This is a genomic window from Streptomyces sp. 6N223, assembly GCF_052246635.1.
Classification (GTDB): Bacteria; Actinomycetota; Actinomycetes; order Streptomycetales; family Streptomycetaceae; genus Streptomyces.
In genome coordinates, this window is the sequence record NZ_JBQQCA010000077.1 from 12579 (window position 1) to 27460 (window position 14882).

Genomic DNA, 14882 nt, shown 5'->3' on the forward strand with positions numbered 1-14882 from the left:
TCCGGCTCCTCGGGGAGTTGCTAGCCTGACGCGGAACGACAATCAGGCTTTCACAGCGCGCGTTTGCGCACGGGGGAATGATGAGCGGTATGCAAGGCTGGCCGGGCCAGGGGCCCGGTCCCGGGCCCGGCCCGCGTCCCGGCGGCAACGACGGGCGCCGCGTCGGCATCGTTGCCGCCGTCGTGGCGGCGGTCGTGGCGCTCTCCTTCGGCCTCGCGCTCGCCACCGGCACCAACAACCGGGACGGGAGCGAAGCGTTCGCCGCACCGCCCGGCGGCGGGTCCACCGACCTCCCCACCGACCTCGGCGACCTGGAGGGCTCCGACCTCGGCGCCAGCGGCGGCAGCGACTCCGGCGGCTCCGGTGGCAGCGGGAGCACCGGCGGCTCCGGGGGCGACCTCGGCGGCGACCTGGGCGGGAGCTCCACGGGGAGTTCCGGCGGCACCGACTCCGGCGGCAGCTCGACCAGCTCCGGCGGCACCACGGGCTACGAGACGCCGACCCCGCCGCCCGACCCGACGCTGGAGGCGTACAAGGCCGTCCAGGCCGGCGACTGCCTGCGCAACTGGATGACCGGCGAGAGCACCTGGGCCAGCGACGTGCCCGAGGTGATCGGCTGCGGCGCCGAGGCGGCCGGGGTGTACGTCTCGCAGACCTCGGAGTTCGTCGCCGACTGTGCCGTGGACGCGGGCCGCTCCTACCTGTCGTACACCAGCGGCGTGGAGACAGTGGCCCTGTGCGTCACCCGCCAGTTCGCCGTGGGGCAGTGCTTCCTCGGCATGTCGGACGGCAGCGCCAACCTCATGAGCTGGGTGGACTGCGAGGGCGGCAACGTGCCCTCCCCGTACAGCCAGAAGTACAACGTGACGGGCGTCTACTCGGCCCCGTCCAACGTCACGGGCGACGAGTGCCGTCGGTCGTCGACGGACACCACGGAGTACTGGTACTGGACCATCGACGGCGAGACGACTCTGCTCTGCGCCGTGGTCTACTGACGTCTCGTGACGACGAGAGAGCCCCGGGGGAATCCATGAGCCAGCCGCCGCAGCCCCAGCAGCCCTGGCAGCAGCCGACACAAGCAGCGGTGCCCGCCTACGGCGCGGGCTCCGGCCCCGGATACGGGTACCCGCAGCAGCCGCAGGCCCCGCAGCCGGGCTACGGCTACCCGCAGCCCGGCATGGCCGGGGGCGGCGCGCCCGTGCCTCCGCCGCCGCCTCCCCCGCCGCCCGGCGGGTCCAACGCCGGCGTCGCCTTCCTGCTGTGCGCGCTCGCCGCCGTCGTGCTGTTCGTCCTCTACGGCTTCCTCACCATGCTCGTCACCGACTACGGCGGGCAGTTGGAGGACGCGCAGCGCGCGCTCGAGTCCGACCCCGAGGCCACGCCCGAGATCGACATCGCCCAGCTCACCTGGCTGGCCGCGGGGATCGGCGCGGTGATCGGCTTCCCGGCCGGGAGGTTCGCCAAGGGCGTGGTCGGCTTCTACTTCCTGGCCGGCGTGTTCGCGGCGGGCTCCATCCTGCTGGGCGAGACCTTCGCCCTGGCCGCCGTCAGCTCCGACACCCCGGGCGCCGACAGCGCCTTCTCGATCTTCTTCGACGACTTCTCGGACCTGTGGGAGGCCTGGACGGAGGACTCCGAGGGCATGACGTGGGTCTTCATCGCCCTGGCACCGGTCTCCGCGGTCTTCACCGGCTACATGGTCGGCGGCAGCACTCCACCGCCGCGCCAGCCCTTCCCCGCGTACCGCTGACCCGCTATCGTCATTCTGACGAAAAGGGGGTCTTCCATGGCCGACATCACCCGGCGCCTCGGCTGGCGCCACCTGCGCTCCGCGCCCACCGCGCACATCCGCCACCACCGGGGCGGCCGGCTCGCGCACGACGGCCCCGGCCTGACGTTCTGGTTCCGGGCGCTGTCCGCCGCGCTGTCGGAGGTGCCGATCGCCGACCGCGAGCTGGCCGTCGCCTTCCACGCCCGCACCTCGGACTTCCAGGACGTCTCCGTGCAGGCCACCGTCACCTACCGGATCAGCGACCCGGCCACGGCCGCCACCCGCCTGGACTTCTCCATCGACCCCGACACCGGCGCCTGGCGCGGCTCGCCGCTGGAGCAGATCTCGACCCTGCTCACCGAGTCCGCCCAGCAGCACGCGCTGGACGTGCTCGCCCGAACGCCCCTGTCGGCGGCGCTGGTCGACGGCGTCGCCGCCGTGCGCGAGCGCATCAGCGAGGGCCTGGCGGCCGAGCCGCGGCTGCCCGCCACCGGCATCGAGGTGGTGGCGGTGCGGGTGGTCGCCATACGCCCCGAGCCGGAGGTGGAGCGGGCGCTGCGCACCCCGGCCCGCGAGCAGATCCAGCAGGAGGCCGACCGCGCCACGTACGAGCGGCGCGCGGTCGCCGTCGAGCGGGAGCGCGCCATCGCCGAGAACGAGCTGGCCAGCCAGATCGAGCTGGCCCGGCAGGAGGAGCGGCTGGTCGAGCAGCGCGGCACCAACGCCCGCCGCGAGGCGGAGGAGGCGGCGGCGGCCGACGGCGTACGGGCCGAGGCCGAGGCCGCCCGCCGGGTGCGGCTGGCGCGCGCCGAGGCGCAGGCGTCGCGCGAGACCGGGGAGGCGCGGGCGCAGGCCCAGGCCGCGTGGCTGCGGGTCCACGCCGAGATCGACCCCGCCGTGCTGAACGCCCTGACCGCCGACCGCGTCGCCCGCAACCTGCCGCGCGTCGACAGCCTCACCGTGACGCCGGACATCCTCACCGAGCTGCTCGCCAAGCTCCGCCGGCGGGGCGGCGAGTGAGCCTCGCGCCGCGCGCGGTGCTGGTGCACCGCACCACCGAGTACGAGGAGCTGCTGGCCCGCCACGGCACCCACGGCCAGGCGGCGTTCTTCCTCGCCAGCCGGGGACGCGCCGTCGAGGAGGTCGCCGAACGCCACCACCGCACCCGCCGTGCTCTGGCCGAGGTGACGGCGGCCGTCCCGCTGGCGTGGCGCCAGACCCGGGTGGAGCGCGCCGACCTGGACCGCTTCCTCTTCGCGCCCGAGGACGTGGTGGTCGTGGTCGGGCAGGACGGGCTGGTCGCCAACGCCGCCAAGTACCTGGCCGGGCAGCCGGTCGTCGGCATCGACACCGACCCGGGCCGCAACCCGGGCGTGCTGGTGCGCCACCGGGTGGCCGACGCGGCGAAGCTGCTGCGGGCGGCCGAGGCGGGCGCGGGCGCGATCGAGGAGCTCACCATGGTCGAGGCGGTGGCCGACGACACCCAGCGCCTGGTCGCCCTCAACGAGATCTACCTCGGCCCGCCCACCCACCAGACCGCGCGCTACCGCCTCGCCCCGGCCGAAGCGGCCCCGGAGTCGCAGCCGGCCTCGGAGTCGCAGGCGTCCTCCGGCGTCGTGGTCGGCACCGGCACCGGCGCGACCGGCTGGCTGCGGTCCCTGTGGCAGCAGGCGCGCAGCGGCCTGGCCCTGCCCGCGCCCGCCGAACGCCGCCTGCTGTGGTTCGTGCGCGAGGCCTGGCCGTCGCCGACGACGGGCACCGGCCTCGTCGAGGGCGAGCTGACGGCGGCCCAGCGGCTGCGCCTGACCATCGAGACCGACCGCCTGGTGGCGTTCGGCGACGGCATGGAGACCGACACGCTCAGCCTGACGTGGGGTCAGACCGTGCGCGTCGGCATCGCGGAGACCTCGCTGCGGCTGCTCGGCTGAGCGCTCACGCGACTCCTCCCGGCTCAGGCGCCTGCCGGTCGCGGACACCTCGGCGAGAATCCCCCGACAGCCGTCCAGCTCGCTGTCCACTTCCGGGTCCACGCGGCCCGCCTCCTCGTCCCCCGGCGCCGCCGCCGACCGGGTGACGCTACGCGGAGCCGCGCGACGGCCGGCTGTCGCACCCGGCTGCCACAATGACCTCACGGGAAGGGGGTTTTCATGCGCGTCGGCATTCTCGGGCCGCTGGAGCTGCGGGACGGGGCGGGCCGGTTGGTCGAGGTCAGTGGGCAGCGGCTGCGGGCGTTGCTGACGCGGCTGGCCATCGACGTGAGCGGGTTCGTCACCACCGACCGGCTCATTCACGACCTGTGGGCGGGATCGCCGCCCGCCGCGCCGGGGAACGCGCTGCACACGCTGGTCTCCCGGCTGCGCGGCGCGGGCGGGCGGGAGCTGGTCGAGGCGGTGCCGGGCGGGTACCGGCTGGCGGTGGATCCCGAGCGGGTGGACGCGGTGGCGTTCGAGCGGCGGGTGGCCGCCGCGCGGGCCGAGCCGCGGCCCCCGGAGCGGGCGGCGGGGCTGCGGGAGGCGCTGGCGCTGTGGCGCGGACCGGCGCTGGTGGAGGTGGCCGACGCCGCGTTCGCGGCGGCCACGGTCACGCGCCTTGAGGAGCTGCGGCTGGGGGCCACCGAGGACAGGGTCGAGGCCGAGCTCGCGCTGGGCGAGGCGGCGGGCCTGGTGCCGGAGCTGGAGGAGCTGAGCCGCGCGCACCCGCTGCGGGAGCGGCTGCGCGGCCAGCTGATGCGCGCGCTGTACGCCGCGGGGCGGCAGGCCGCCGCGCTGTCGGCGTACGAGGACATCCGCCGGGACCTGGCGGAGCGGCTGGGGCTCGATCCCTCCGCCGAGCTGCGGGCGTTGCACCTGGCCGTGCTGCGCGGCGATCCGGGGCTCGACGCGCCCCCGCCCCCGCGCTCGGTCCCGCCCCCGCAGCCGCACCCTGAGCCCGAGGCGGGTGCCCCGACCAACCTGCCGGCGCCGCTGACCAGTTTCGTCGGGCGCGAGGAGGAGTCCGAGCGGCTGGGCAAGCTGCTGGGCCAGGCCCGGCTCGTGACGCTGACCGGGCCGGGCGGGGCGGGCAAGACCCGGCTGGCGGTGGAGGTCACCGGCCGTCTGGTGGCCGACTGCCCGGACGGGGTGTGGCTGGTGCCGCTGGCGGGCGTGAGCGCGCCCGGCGCGGTGCCGCAGGCCGTGCTCGCCGCGCTCGGCGTCCCCGGCGCCGCGAGCCCCGAGGGCGTCGGCCGGACGGTGCCCCACCCCATGGACCGGCTGGTGGAGACGCTGGCGCGCCGTCGCCTGATCCTGGTGCTGGACAACTGCGAGCACCTGGCCGAGGCGGTGGCCCGGCTGGCGGGCCGGCTGCTGGCGGCGGCCCCGGGGGTCCGGGTTCTGGCCACCAGCCGCGAGCCGCTGGGCCTGATCGGGGAGACGCTGTGCCCGGTGCCGCCGCTGCCGCTGCCGCTGCCCGGGCCGGCGGTGGACGCGGCCGAGGCCATGGCGTACGCCTCGGTGCGGCTGTTCGCCGACCGGGCCGCCGCGGTGCGGCCGGGCTTCGCCCTCGACGACGGCGCGGCCCGGCTGGTGACCGGGATATGCCGGGCGCTGGACGGGATTCCGCTGGCCATCGAGCTGGCGGCGGCGCGGCTGCGTTCGCTGACGCTGCGGCAGGTCGCCGAGCGGCTCGGCGACCGGTTCCGGCTGCTGGCGGGCGGCAGCCGGGCGGCGCTGCCGCGCCACCAGACGCTGCGGGCGGTGATCGACTGGAGCTGGGAGCTGCTGGACGAGACCGAGCGGGCGGTGCTGCGGCGGCTGTCGGTCTTCGCCGGCGGCGCCACCCCGGAGGGCGTGGAGGCGGTGTGCGGGCAGACGGCGGCCGACACCGCCAGGGCCGCCGATGTGGTCGATGTGGTCGCGGCGTTGATCGACAAGTCGCTCGTGATGGCCACGGGCGAGTCGGAGGGCGGGGTGCGGTACCGGCTGCTGGAGACGGTGCGGGCGTACGCCGCCGACCGGCTGGCCGAGGCCGGGGAGCGGGAGCGGATCCGCGCCGCCCACGCGGCGTACGTGCTGGCCCTGGTGGAGCGGGCCGAGCCCGAGCTGCGGCGCAGCGAGCAGCTGCGCTACTCCCGGCTGCTGGCCGCCGAGCGCGACAACTGCGAGGCGGCGCTGCGGCACGCCCTCGACGCCGGGGACGCGGCGACGGCGCTGCGGCTGGTGGGCGGGCTGGCCTGGTTCTGGATCATGAGCGACCTTCGGGCGGAGGCGGGCGGCTGGGCGGTCGCGGTGCGGGAGCTGGCCGGTCCCTGCCCGCCGCCGGGCCTGGCCGACCAGTACGCGATGTGCACCTTCATCGCGGTGCTGGTGGGCGAGTTGGCCGGGGAGGGCGAGCCGGACCCGCGGGCCGTCCGCGCCGCGGTGGACACGGCGCTGGGGTGGATTCCCCGCAGGCCGCGCCACCCCGCGCTGTTCCTGGCGCCCGCCGCGGCGGCGCTGTACGCGGCGGACCTGCATGCGGCGCGGCGGGAGCTGCGCGCGATAGCCGGGCACGCCGACCCGTGGGTGCGGGCCATCAGCCGGGTGAGCCTGGGTCATCTGGCGCTGAACCAGGGCCGGATCGAGGAGGCGTCGGCCGAACTGGCCGAGGGGCACGCCCGCTTCGCGGAGATCGGGGAGCGCTGGGGGCGCGGCCTGGCGCTGGGCGGGCTGCTGGAGCTGGCGTTGATCCGCGGCGAGCCGGCCGAGGCGGTGCGGCTGGGAGAGGAGGCGTTCGCCCTGGCCGGCGAGGGCGGCACGGAGCGGGGGGCGCTGGCGCTGATACCGCTGGGGCGGGCGCGGGCCGAGGCGGGCGACGCGGCGCGCGGCGGGGAGGAGATCGCGCTCGGCGTGCGCACCGCCGAGCGGATCGGGGAGCACGGCGCGGCCGTCGGCGGGCACCTGGCGCTGGGCGAGCTGGCGCGCCGCCGGGGGGATCTCGACGCGGCCCGCGCGGCGCTGGAGCGGGCCCGTGAGCTGGTCGAAGCACGGCTGGGGCGGGCGGACTTCGCGCAGCCCAGCGCGCTGACGTTCAGCAGGCTGGGCTGCTTGGCCGAGCAGCGGCGCGACCTGGCGGGCGCGGCCCGCTGGCACGCGCGGGCGGCGAGCGCCCTGGGCTGCCGCGCCGACGCCGACGCCAGCACCGGCACCGACGCTGACGCCGGGGCGGAGGCGCTGCGGCACCACCAGTCGCTGGGCGTTCTCGTCGAGGGCCGGGCGGCGCTCGCCGCGGCCCTTGGGGAGCACGCGCGGGCCGCCGAGTTGCTGGGGGCGGCGCACGCGCTGCGCGGCTTCCGCGACGAGCGGAGCCTGGAGGTCCGGCGGGCGACGGCGGCGGCCACCGGCGCGCTGGGCCGCCCGGCGTTCGAGGCGGCGTACGCCCGGGGCCGGCGCGCCACGCCGGGGCGGGCCCTGGTCCTGGCCGCCGCCGGCGACGGCCAGGACCAGGAGTCCTGGTAGGTCCCGGCGTTGGGCTAGACGCGGCGCCGGTAGGTGGCCAGCGCCAGTGGGAAGGCCACGGCCGTGATGCAGAGCACCCACAGCAGCGAGTACCAGACGTGGTCGCCGACCGGGCCGCCGAGCATCAGGGCGCGCGCGGACTCGGCGAGCTGCGTCACGGGGTTGATGTCCACCCACCCCTGGAGCCAGCCGGGCATGGTGTCGGTGTCGGACATGAAGACGCTGCTGCCGAAGGTCAGCGGCATCGACCACATGAAGGTGAAGCCCTGCACGGCCTCGGGCGAGGGCGCGAGCAGGCCCATCAGGAGCGACAGGAAGCTGATCGACAGGTAGAACAGGTACGCCAGGCCGTAGGCGGCCAGCACCGACAGCGGGTCGTTGTGGAAGCGGAATCCGAGGAGCGTTCCGAAGCCGGTTAGGACCGCCATGGTGGTGCAGAACCGGATCGAGTCGCCGAGGACGGCCCCGATCAGCGGCGCGGAGCGGGCGACGGGCAGGCTGCGGAAGCGGTCGAAGACGCCCTTGTGGATGTCCTCGTTCATGGAGTTGCCCAGGCCCATGGTGGCGAACATGGCCATCTGCGCGACCAGTCCCGGCAGCAGCAGCTGGAGGTAGTCGTGGGTGCTGCCCGCGAGCGCGCCGCCGAAGACGTACAGGAAGAGGACGAGGAAGACGATGGGCAGCAGCGCGGTGTCGGCCAGCTTGGCCGGGGAGTGCTTGAGCTTCATGACGATGCGCCACGCCAGGGTGAGGGAGTTGCGCAGCGTCTGCCCGGCGCCGATGCGGGCGTACGGGGCACGGGCGGGGGCGGGGGCGTCGTCGTCGGCGGGGGCGCCCTTGGCGGCGGTGAGGGGTGTGCTCATGACGGCTCTCCGGCGGGGGCGGGCTCTTCCGTGTGGTGGCCGGTGAGGGTGAGGAACACCTCGTCGAGGCTGGGCAGCCGCAGGGTGAGCTCGGCGGCGACGATGCCCTCGTCGTCCAGGCGCCGCACGAGGGCGGAGAGCAGCGCCGGGTCCTCGACGGCGGCGGTGACCAGGCCGGTGTCGTCGTCGACCTCCGGGCCGGCGCCGGTGAGTTCGGCGACGGCGGCCAGGAGCCGGGGCGTGGCGGAGCGGTCGATGGCGCGCACGGCCAGGGTCTGGCTGCCGATCGTCGCCTTCAGCTCCTCTGCGGTGCCGGTGTCCACCACCCGGCCGTGGTCGATGACGACGATCTGGTCGGCGAGCTGGTCGGCCTCCTCCAGGTACTGGGTGGTCAGCAGCACCGTGGTGCCGTTCGCGACCAGGCCCCGGACGGTGGCCCAGACCTCGTTGCGGGCCCGGGGGTCGAGGCCGGTGGTCGGCTCGTCGAGGAAGATGACCTCGGGCTCGCTGATCATGCTGGCGGCAAGGTCGAGGCGGCGCCGCATCCCGCCGGAGTAGTGCTTGGCCGCCTTGCCGGCCGCGTCGGACAGGCTGAAGCGCTCCAGCAGGTCGCGGGCGCGGCGCCGGGACTCGCCGCGGCCGAGGCCCAGCAGCCGGGCGATCATGATGAGGTTCTCGGTGCCGGTCAGCTCCTCGTCCACCGAGGCGTACTGTCCCGTGAGCCCGATGAACTGCCGCACCTGCACGGCTTCCCTGACGACGTCGTAGCCGCAGATCTCGGCCCGGCCCGCGTCGGGCTTCAGCAGGGTGCTGAGCACGCGCACCGCGGTCGTCTTGCCCGCGCCGTTGGGGCCGAGAACGCCCAGCACCGTGCCCCGGCGGGCGCGGAGGTCCACGCCGTCGAGGGCGCGGGTCTCACCGAAGCGTTTCTTCAGGCCCTCGGCCTGGATCACGTACGTCATCTCTCTTCGTCCCTTCATCCCCGGGACTTCGGCTCGTTGTCCACGATGGCGGGCGCCGCTGGCACCGCGCTCACAGCCGGCTGGTACGCCGCGCACACGGCCCGGGGCCGGCCCTTACGCCGGCCGGCGCCGCAGGCGGGCGCGGGCGCGCGCCATGCGGTACATCAGGCCGATCATGAACGTTCTCGGGTCGCGGTCCCCCCGGATGCGCAGCAGCGACAGCGCCAGCCACAGCTTGTTCTCCTCGGTGTGGCCGGGCGAGCCGTGCACGTCGTCGTGCTCCAGCAGCCGCAGGTCGCGCACCCGCTGCCGCAGCAGCCGCAGGTCGGCGGGCGGGATCACCTCGTCCCTGAGGCTGGCCAGGTACGCCACCGGGATGTCCAGCGCGGCCAGCCGCTCCGGGGGCAGCGCCCAGTCCCCCAGCTCGGCGACGTCCAGGCCCGTCAGGTGGGTGAGGGTTTCCACGGTGACGCGCGGCAGGTCCTTCTGCCAGGCGCTGTCGGTGAAGAACTCCGCGATCGGCGCGCCCGCCGTGACCACGCCCCGGATGCGGGGGTCCTCCATGGCGCAGCGCAGCGCCTGGTGCCCGCTGAAGCTCATGGCGAGCGTGTAGCTGCGGGCGACGTCGGCGCGGTCGGCGACCGCGTCGAGGATGGCGGAGAGGAAACGCCAGCTGCCCGCGTCGTAGGGCACCTCGTTCTCGCCGACGCCGGGCAGCTCGGTGACGATGGTGGCGAAGCCGAGCCGCGCGAAGACGGGAAGCGCGGGCGCCCACTGCTCCTTGAGCGTGAGGTGGCCGCCCATGATGACCAGCACCGGGCGGCGCCGGGTCGCCGACAGGCCGGTCTGCCAGCAGCCGACCTGACGCCCGGCCACGTCGATGTCCATGCGGTGGATGTCCTGGCCGGTGCGCCACAGCTCGAAGGCGCTCAGCGACTTCTCGTACGCCTCCTGGCGGGCGGCGCCGTCCACGAACGGGAAGCGGGCCATCAGGTAGTGGCGGCTGGCCTGGAGGTGCTGGCCGCTGTCGTGGAGGCGGTCGCCCTCGGCGGTCCACTCCCCGGTCCAGGAGCCCGGGCCGTCGCCGTCGGTGGCGATGCGGTCCAGCAGCCGCTGGTAGTCGGTGATCTCCAGCCCCTTGGCGTGGACGCCCACGTACTGCTTCAGCTCCTCGACGCTGTTCACGCCGCGCCCTCCTGCTCTTCCTCGTGCCCGCCGTCGCCGGGATCGCCGGGGTCGCCGGGGTCGCCGCCGTCGTCGAAGTGCTCCAGGGCGTACCGGATGTCGGCCAGGACGTCGGCGGCCTCGGCGCCGTCGATGACGCGGTGGTCGAAGGTGAGGGACAGCCGCATGACGGGCGCCACCGTCACCTCGCCGTCGCGCACCACGGGCCGGTCGGCGATGCGGCCGACGCCCAGGGTGATGGTGGTGCCGCCCACCGAGTAGAAGCCGTCCACGGGCCGGTGCCCGAGGGAGGTCACGGCGAAGGTGCCCAGCATCTCGCCCCGGCGCCGCAGGGGGCGCGTCCCCATCCGGAACAGCCAGCCGCCCACCGGCCACGGCAGGCGTTGCAGCAGCCGCGCCCCGGCGAACTCCTCCATCACGGCCGGGTCGCCGTCGCGGAAGTGGTCCACCCGCTCCTGGATCTCGGCCAGGCTCGCCCGGTGCAGGCCGGGCAGCACGGTGGAGAGCACGATCCGCTGCCCGCCCATGGTCCGGTCCAGGGTGAACTTGCCGTTCACCGAGGCGTAGCGGGCGACGCGCGGCCGGGCGACGCCCCGGATCGCGGCGTTGGCCTCCGGGTGGGACGCCAGCACGCGCGCGGCGGCGTGCAGCACGTAGGTGACCACGGAGTGCTTGTGCCGGGTGTCCCGGTGTCGCACGACGGCGGTCATGTCGATGTCCGTGTCGAGGAACACCGGGGAGAACGCCCGGATCTCCCGCAGGAAGTGCAGCGTGGGCCGGCGTTCCCTGGCAATGGGGGTGATCTTCACACACACCAGCGTCGGCGCGCGGGCTAAGGGCCGCCTTGGCGGTGGCTAAAACCCTCGTCGCATCCGCTCCCCGACTTCTCCTCATCCCGGCCACGAAGGCGGGGATTAGGGAGATTTTAGTGCCGCTGCGAATTGTAAGGCCCCGCACTCCCTGGCCCCGTTGACCCGAACGAGGAGGCCCGCATGCCCGGGATCGAGACGAGCGGCGGCGGCGTGTCCGTCCTGGCCGACGGCGTGCCGCTGCTGAGCTACGCCGGCGTGCACGACGCGCGGCGGCGGCTGGAGGGCCGCGTGCTGCGCACCCCGGTGCTGCGCAACGAGGAGCTGGACCGGCTGGCTGGCGCCCGGCTGTGGCTGAAGGCGGAGAACCTCCAGCGCGGCGGGGCGTTCAAGATGCGCGGCGCGCTGCTGGCCGTCGAGCGGCTGGTGGCCGCCGGCAGTCCGGGTGTGGTGGCGCAGAGCACCGGCAACCACGCCATCGCGGTCGCGCTGGCGGCGCGCGAGCACGGCCTGCCGGCCGTGCTGGTGCTGCCGCGCGACGCCGCGCCGACGAAGGTCGCCAGCATCCGCCGCGCCGGGGCGGAGGTGCGGCAGGCCGGCACCATGCTCGCCGAGCGGGTCGCGGTCGTCGAGGAGCTGCGGGCCACGCGCGGCCTGGACGTCATCGACCCCTACCAGAATCCCGACGTGGTCGCCGGGCAGGGCACGGCCACCGCCGAGCTGCTGACCCAGGTGGCATCGGCGGGCGGCCGGCTAGACGCCGTGGTGCTGCCGGTCGGCGGCGGCAGCGCGGTGGCCGGGGCCTGCCTGGCGACGCGCGGTCACGGCATCGAGGTCGTCGGCGCCGAGCCCGCCGCCGTGCCCGCGCTCACCGAGGCGCTGCGGGCCGGGCGGCCGGTGACGGTCGCGGCGCGGCCCACGATCGCGGACGGGCTGCGTCCTGACCGCATCGGGCAGCTGCCGTTCGACCTGGCGCACGAGGCGGTGGCCGAGGTGATGACCGTCGAGGAGGAGGACATCGCCGAGGCGATGCGGCTGACGCTGTGTCACGCCCGGCTGCTGGTCGAGCCCGCCGCGGCCACCGCGCTCGCGGCGGCGCTGCGGGTCGCCACCCGGCGGCGCGCCCAGGACGTCGGGGTGCTGCTGAGCGGCGGCAACGTCGAGATGAGCCTGGTGTCCTCGCTGCTGGCCGACGAGGACCGCCGACGCTGAGCCACCGCCCACCGCACCACCACCACGACCGCCGCCGCCGCGGTTCCCGCCCCATCCCACGATCCCCCCTCTCCGGCTCCATCCCGCTTCACCTTCCACGAAAGGGACATCCGTCATGCGTCTGCCCACCCCCCTGCGCACCATGAGACGGCCGCGGTATGCGCTGCCCGCGGTCGCCGCCGCCGTCGCCGCCTGCAGCGCGCTGGTCATCGTGCCCGCGAACGCCGGCGAGGCCGGCGGCTCCGCCGACGAGGCCGGCCAGTCCGCCGAGCGCCCCAAGCGCGAGTGCGAGCACTGGCGGCTGAAGGAGGAGATGATCAGCTGGGACACGAACATGGACCCCGGCACGGACGTGCCGGCCGGCTTCATGGCCGTCTGGCTGGACGAGCTGTACGACTGGGAGACCGGTGAGCTGGTCGCCACCGCGACCGGCAACATGGACATCATCTACGAGACGGCCGAGGGCCACGACATCGAGTACCAGTACGAGATCTTCCACTTCCCCGAGGGCACCTTCACCTCGCAGAGCGCCTTCGACCGGTTCGACGTCGTCGAGGGCGAGTTCATCACCCAGCCCGTGCGGGGCCTCAGCGGCAAGTACGAGGGCTGGAAGGGCACCTGGACCTGGCGGATCATGGAGATTCCGGAGGACCCCAACCAGGCCCCGCCGTTCGAGACGATCATCGACATCTGCGCGCCGCGCCGCTGACGCCGGCTGACGCCCGCTGACGCGCCCGCGCCGCCGAAGGCGCCCCGAAGGAGGAACACCCTCCCGACGGGCGCCTTTTGCCGTTTCGCGGTGCCCCTAGGGGTACCCCCGTCCAGTAGGGGACGGTTCGGGGTTACCGCGCTCTTCACATTTCCCTAGACTCACATGACAAGAAAAGGAGAAAGGGAGAAGAGAGTCTTCATGGCAGGCTTCACGAATTCAGGGGGAGAGTGGGTCCGCCGCTTTCATCCGTCGAATGACTCCGGGGCACGGCTGGCCTGTTTTCCTCACGCGGGCGGCTCGGCCAGCTATTACTTCCCGCTCTCGCAGTCGCTGGCCCCCGGCATCGAAACCCTCGCCCTGCAGTATCCCGGCCGCCAGGACCGGCGCGCCGAGGGCTGCGTGGAGAGCCTCGCGGCCCTCGCGGACGGGGCGTACGCCGCGCTGCGGGACACGCCACGGGACCGCCCGCTCGTCTTCTTCGGCCACAGCATGGGCTCCATCCTCGCCTTCGAGGTCGCGCGGCGCTTCCAGGACCAGGGCGGCCGGGGACCGGACTGGATGATCGCCTCCGGCTACCCCGCGCCGTCGCGGCTGCGCGGCGGCGGCGTTCACCTGCGGGACGACGCGGGCGTCCTGGACGAGCTGCGGCAGGCCGGGGGGACCGACCCGGCCTGGCTGGAGGACGAGGACCTGGTGGCCACCATCCTGCCGGCGACGCGCGGCGACTACACGGCGATCGAGACCCACCCGCGATCCGCCGCCCGGCTCACCTGCCCGATCACGATGCTCGTGGGGGACACCGACCACCACACCACCACCGCCGAGGCCGACGCCTGGCGGGACCACACCACGGCATCGTTCGAACTGAACGTCTTCTCCGGTGGCCATTTCTATCTCGACCAGCACGGACCAGAGCTCGTCGAGACCATCTGCGCCACCGTCAAGGAAATTCTTCAGTAGTTCCGCAGAAATGGGGAAAAACGACGTGAGATACGAGCTGCTGGGGACACTGCGCGTACTCGACGGGGGCACCAGTTCCAGCATCAGCGCACAGAAGGTCGAAATCCTGCTCGCCGCGCTTCTCATACGCGCGGACCGGGTGGTCCCGACCGATCAGCTGATGGGCGAGATCTGGGGCGAGCACCTCCCCCGGCGGGCGACCGCGGGTCTTCATGTCTATGTTTCCGAACTCCGCAAGTTCCTGCACCGCGAGGGGCGGGCCGGCAGCCCCATCGTGACCCGCTCACCGGGCTACGTGCTGTGCCCGGCCGAGGACGACGTGCTGGACTACCAGTCCTTCCTGAAGCTCATCGACCTCGGTCGCGAGTGCATGCAGACCCAGCGCTACGAGGAGGCCCGCGAGTGCTTCGAGCGCGCCCTGGGACTGTGGCGCGGCCCCGTCCTGGGCGACCTCGGCAACGGGCCGATCCTGCGCGGCTTCGCCACCGGCATGAACGAGGCCCGCATGGAGTGCGTGGAGATGCTGGTCGACGCCCAGCTCCACCTGGGCCGCCACCGCCAGCTGGTGGGGCTGCTGTACACGCTGACCACGGAGAACCCGCTGCGGGAGACCTTCCACCGGCAGCTGATGCTCGCGCTGTACCGCTCCGAGCGGCGGGCCGACGCCCTGAAGGCGTACCAGACGGCGCGCCGGATGCTCATCGAGGAGCTCGGCGTGGAGCCCTGCACGCCGATGCGGGACCTCCACCGCGCCATCCTGCGCGCCGACGACCCCGCTCTCGTCGGCGCCGCCGTCCAGCTCGCCGTCTAGCGCCTCGTCCGGGCGAGGCCCTGAGACTGAGACGCTGAGACCCTGAGACGCTGGGGCCGTCAACGCCCGGCGAACGCTCGTGGCCCCCACCGGTCCGGACCGGTGGGGGCCACGAGCGTTCGC

General features: G+C 74.5%; 13 protein-coding genes. 9 read left to right on the forward strand and 4 right to left on the reverse strand.

The genetic code is table 11. The features are described 5' to 3' along the window. Window positions 1-80: 80 nt before the first annotated feature. The 5 genes from ACTWQH_RS30420 (at window position 81) to ACTWQH_RS30440 (ending at window position 7245) form a co-directional block, all read left to right on the forward strand. Window positions 81-995 (forward strand): hypothetical protein, encoded by a 915-nt coding sequence (locus ACTWQH_RS30420; RefSeq protein ID WP_443290020.1) that lies wholly within the window; start codon window positions 81-83, stop codon window positions 993-995. 35 nt (window positions 996-1030) lie between these two features. After that, a complete protein-coding gene (locus ACTWQH_RS30425; RefSeq protein ID WP_443290021.1) occupies window positions 1031-1750 on the forward strand; it encodes a hypothetical protein in 720 nt (239 codons plus the stop codon). Between the two features lie 36 nt (window positions 1751-1786). Next, on the forward strand, window positions 1787-2791 hold the full coding sequence (locus ACTWQH_RS30430; protein WP_443290022.1) for an SPFH domain-containing protein: 1005 nt from the start codon (window positions 1787-1789) through the stop codon (window positions 2789-2791). Further along, the gene (locus ACTWQH_RS30435; RefSeq protein ID WP_443290023.1) at window positions 2788-3699 is read left to right on the forward strand and encodes a hypothetical protein; all 912 of its coding nucleotides are present in this window, start codon (window positions 2788-2790) and stop codon (window positions 3697-3699) included. Before ACTWQH_RS30430 ends, ACTWQH_RS30435 begins: the two co-directional genes overlap by 4 nt. A 219-nt stretch (window positions 3700-3918) precedes the next feature. Further along, a complete protein-coding gene (locus tag ACTWQH_RS30440; RefSeq protein ID WP_443290024.1) occupies window positions 3919-7245 on the forward strand; it encodes a BTAD domain-containing putative transcriptional regulator in 3327 nt (1108 codons plus the stop codon). A gap of 14 nt (window positions 7246-7259) precedes the next feature. Here ACTWQH_RS30440 and ACTWQH_RS30445 read toward each other — a convergent pair whose 3' ends face one another. The 4 genes from ACTWQH_RS30445 to ACTWQH_RS30460 all read right to left on the reverse strand — a co-directional run bounded on the left by ACTWQH_RS30445 (window position 7260) and on the right by ACTWQH_RS30460 (window position 11064). Beyond that, window positions 7260-8108, reverse strand: coding sequence for an ABC transporter permease (locus ACTWQH_RS30445; RefSeq protein WP_443290025.1), 849 nt, complete (start codon window positions 8106-8108; stop codon window positions 7260-7262). Next, window positions 8105-9070 (reverse strand): ATP-binding cassette domain-containing protein, encoded by a 966-nt coding sequence (locus ACTWQH_RS30450; RefSeq protein ID WP_443290026.1) that lies wholly within the window; start codon window positions 9068-9070, stop codon window positions 8105-8107. The genes ACTWQH_RS30445 and ACTWQH_RS30450 overlap by 4 nt, the downstream gene beginning before the upstream one ends. Before the next feature lie 114 nt (window positions 9071-9184). After that, on the reverse strand, window positions 9185-10255 hold the full coding sequence (locus ACTWQH_RS30455; RefSeq protein ID WP_443290027.1) for an alpha/beta fold hydrolase: 1071 nt from the start codon (window positions 10253-10255) through the stop codon (window positions 9185-9187). Next, window positions 10252-11064, reverse strand: a complete 813-nt coding sequence (locus ACTWQH_RS30460) for a 2-oxo acid dehydrogenase subunit E2 (protein ID WP_443290028.1) — start codon at window positions 11062-11064, stop codon at window positions 10252-10254. Before ACTWQH_RS30460 ends, ACTWQH_RS30455 begins: the two co-directional genes overlap by 4 nt. A gap of 183 nt (window positions 11065-11247) precedes the next feature. Here ACTWQH_RS30460 and ACTWQH_RS30465 point away from each other — a divergent pair, with 183 nt between their 5' ends. The 4 genes from ACTWQH_RS30465 (at window position 11248) to ACTWQH_RS30480 (ending at window position 14759) form a co-directional block, all read left to right on the forward strand. Beyond that, window positions 11248-12276 (forward strand): threonine ammonia-lyase, encoded by a 1029-nt coding sequence (locus ACTWQH_RS30465; RefSeq protein ID WP_443290029.1) that lies wholly within the window; start codon window positions 11248-11250, stop codon window positions 12274-12276. Between the two features lie 115 nt (window positions 12277-12391). Continuing rightward, window positions 12392-12985 carry an allene oxide cyclase barrel-like domain-containing protein gene (locus ACTWQH_RS30470; RefSeq protein ID WP_443290030.1) on the forward strand — a complete coding sequence of 198 codons (594 nt, stop codon included), beginning with the start codon at window positions 12392-12394 and terminating at the stop codon, window positions 12983-12985. A gap of 201 nt (window positions 12986-13186) precedes the next feature. Further along, window positions 13187-13948 (forward strand): thioesterase II family protein, encoded by a 762-nt coding sequence (locus ACTWQH_RS30475; RefSeq protein ID WP_443290031.1) that lies wholly within the window; start codon window positions 13187-13189, stop codon window positions 13946-13948. Between the two features lie 25 nt (window positions 13949-13973). Further along, window positions 13974-14759, forward strand: coding sequence for an AfsR/SARP family transcriptional regulator (locus ACTWQH_RS30480; protein ID WP_443290032.1), 786 nt, complete (start codon window positions 13974-13976; stop codon window positions 14757-14759). The last annotated feature ends 123 nt before the right edge of the window (window positions 14760-14882 follow it).

Bases quoted from the DNA above. Each gene is read 5' to 3' on its own strand.
- ACTWQH_RS30420 (WP_443290020.1), top strand. From the start codon at position 81: ATGAGCGGTATGCAAGGCTGGCCGGGCCAGGGGCCCGGTCCCGGGCCC.
- ACTWQH_RS30425 (WP_443290021.1), top strand. From the start codon at position 1,031: ATGAGCCAGCCGCCGCAGCCCCAGCAGCCCTGGCAGCAGCCGACACAA.
- ACTWQH_RS30430 (WP_443290022.1), top strand. From the start codon at position 1,787: ATGGCCGACATCACCCGGCGCCTCGGCTGGCGCCACCTGCGCTCCGCG.
- ACTWQH_RS30440 (WP_443290024.1), top strand. From the start codon at position 3,919: ATGCGCGTCGGCATTCTCGGGCCGCTGGAGCTGCGGGACGGGGCGGGC.
- ACTWQH_RS30445 (WP_443290025.1), bottom strand. From the start codon at position 8,108: ATGAGCACACCCCTCACCGCCGCCAAGGGCGCCCCCGCCGACGACGAC.
- ACTWQH_RS30450 (WP_443290026.1), bottom strand. From the start codon at position 9,070: ATGACGTACGTGATCCAGGCCGAGGGCCTGAAGAAACGCTTCGGTGAG.
- ACTWQH_RS30465 (WP_443290029.1), top strand. From the start codon at position 11,248: ATGCCCGGGATCGAGACGAGCGGCGGCGGCGTGTCCGTCCTGGCCGAC.
- ACTWQH_RS30470 (WP_443290030.1), top strand. From the start codon at position 12,392: ATGCGTCTGCCCACCCCCCTGCGCACCATGAGACGGCCGCGGTATGCG.
- ACTWQH_RS30475 (WP_443290031.1), top strand. From the start codon at position 13,187: ATGGCAGGCTTCACGAATTCAGGGGGAGAGTGGGTCCGCCGCTTTCAT.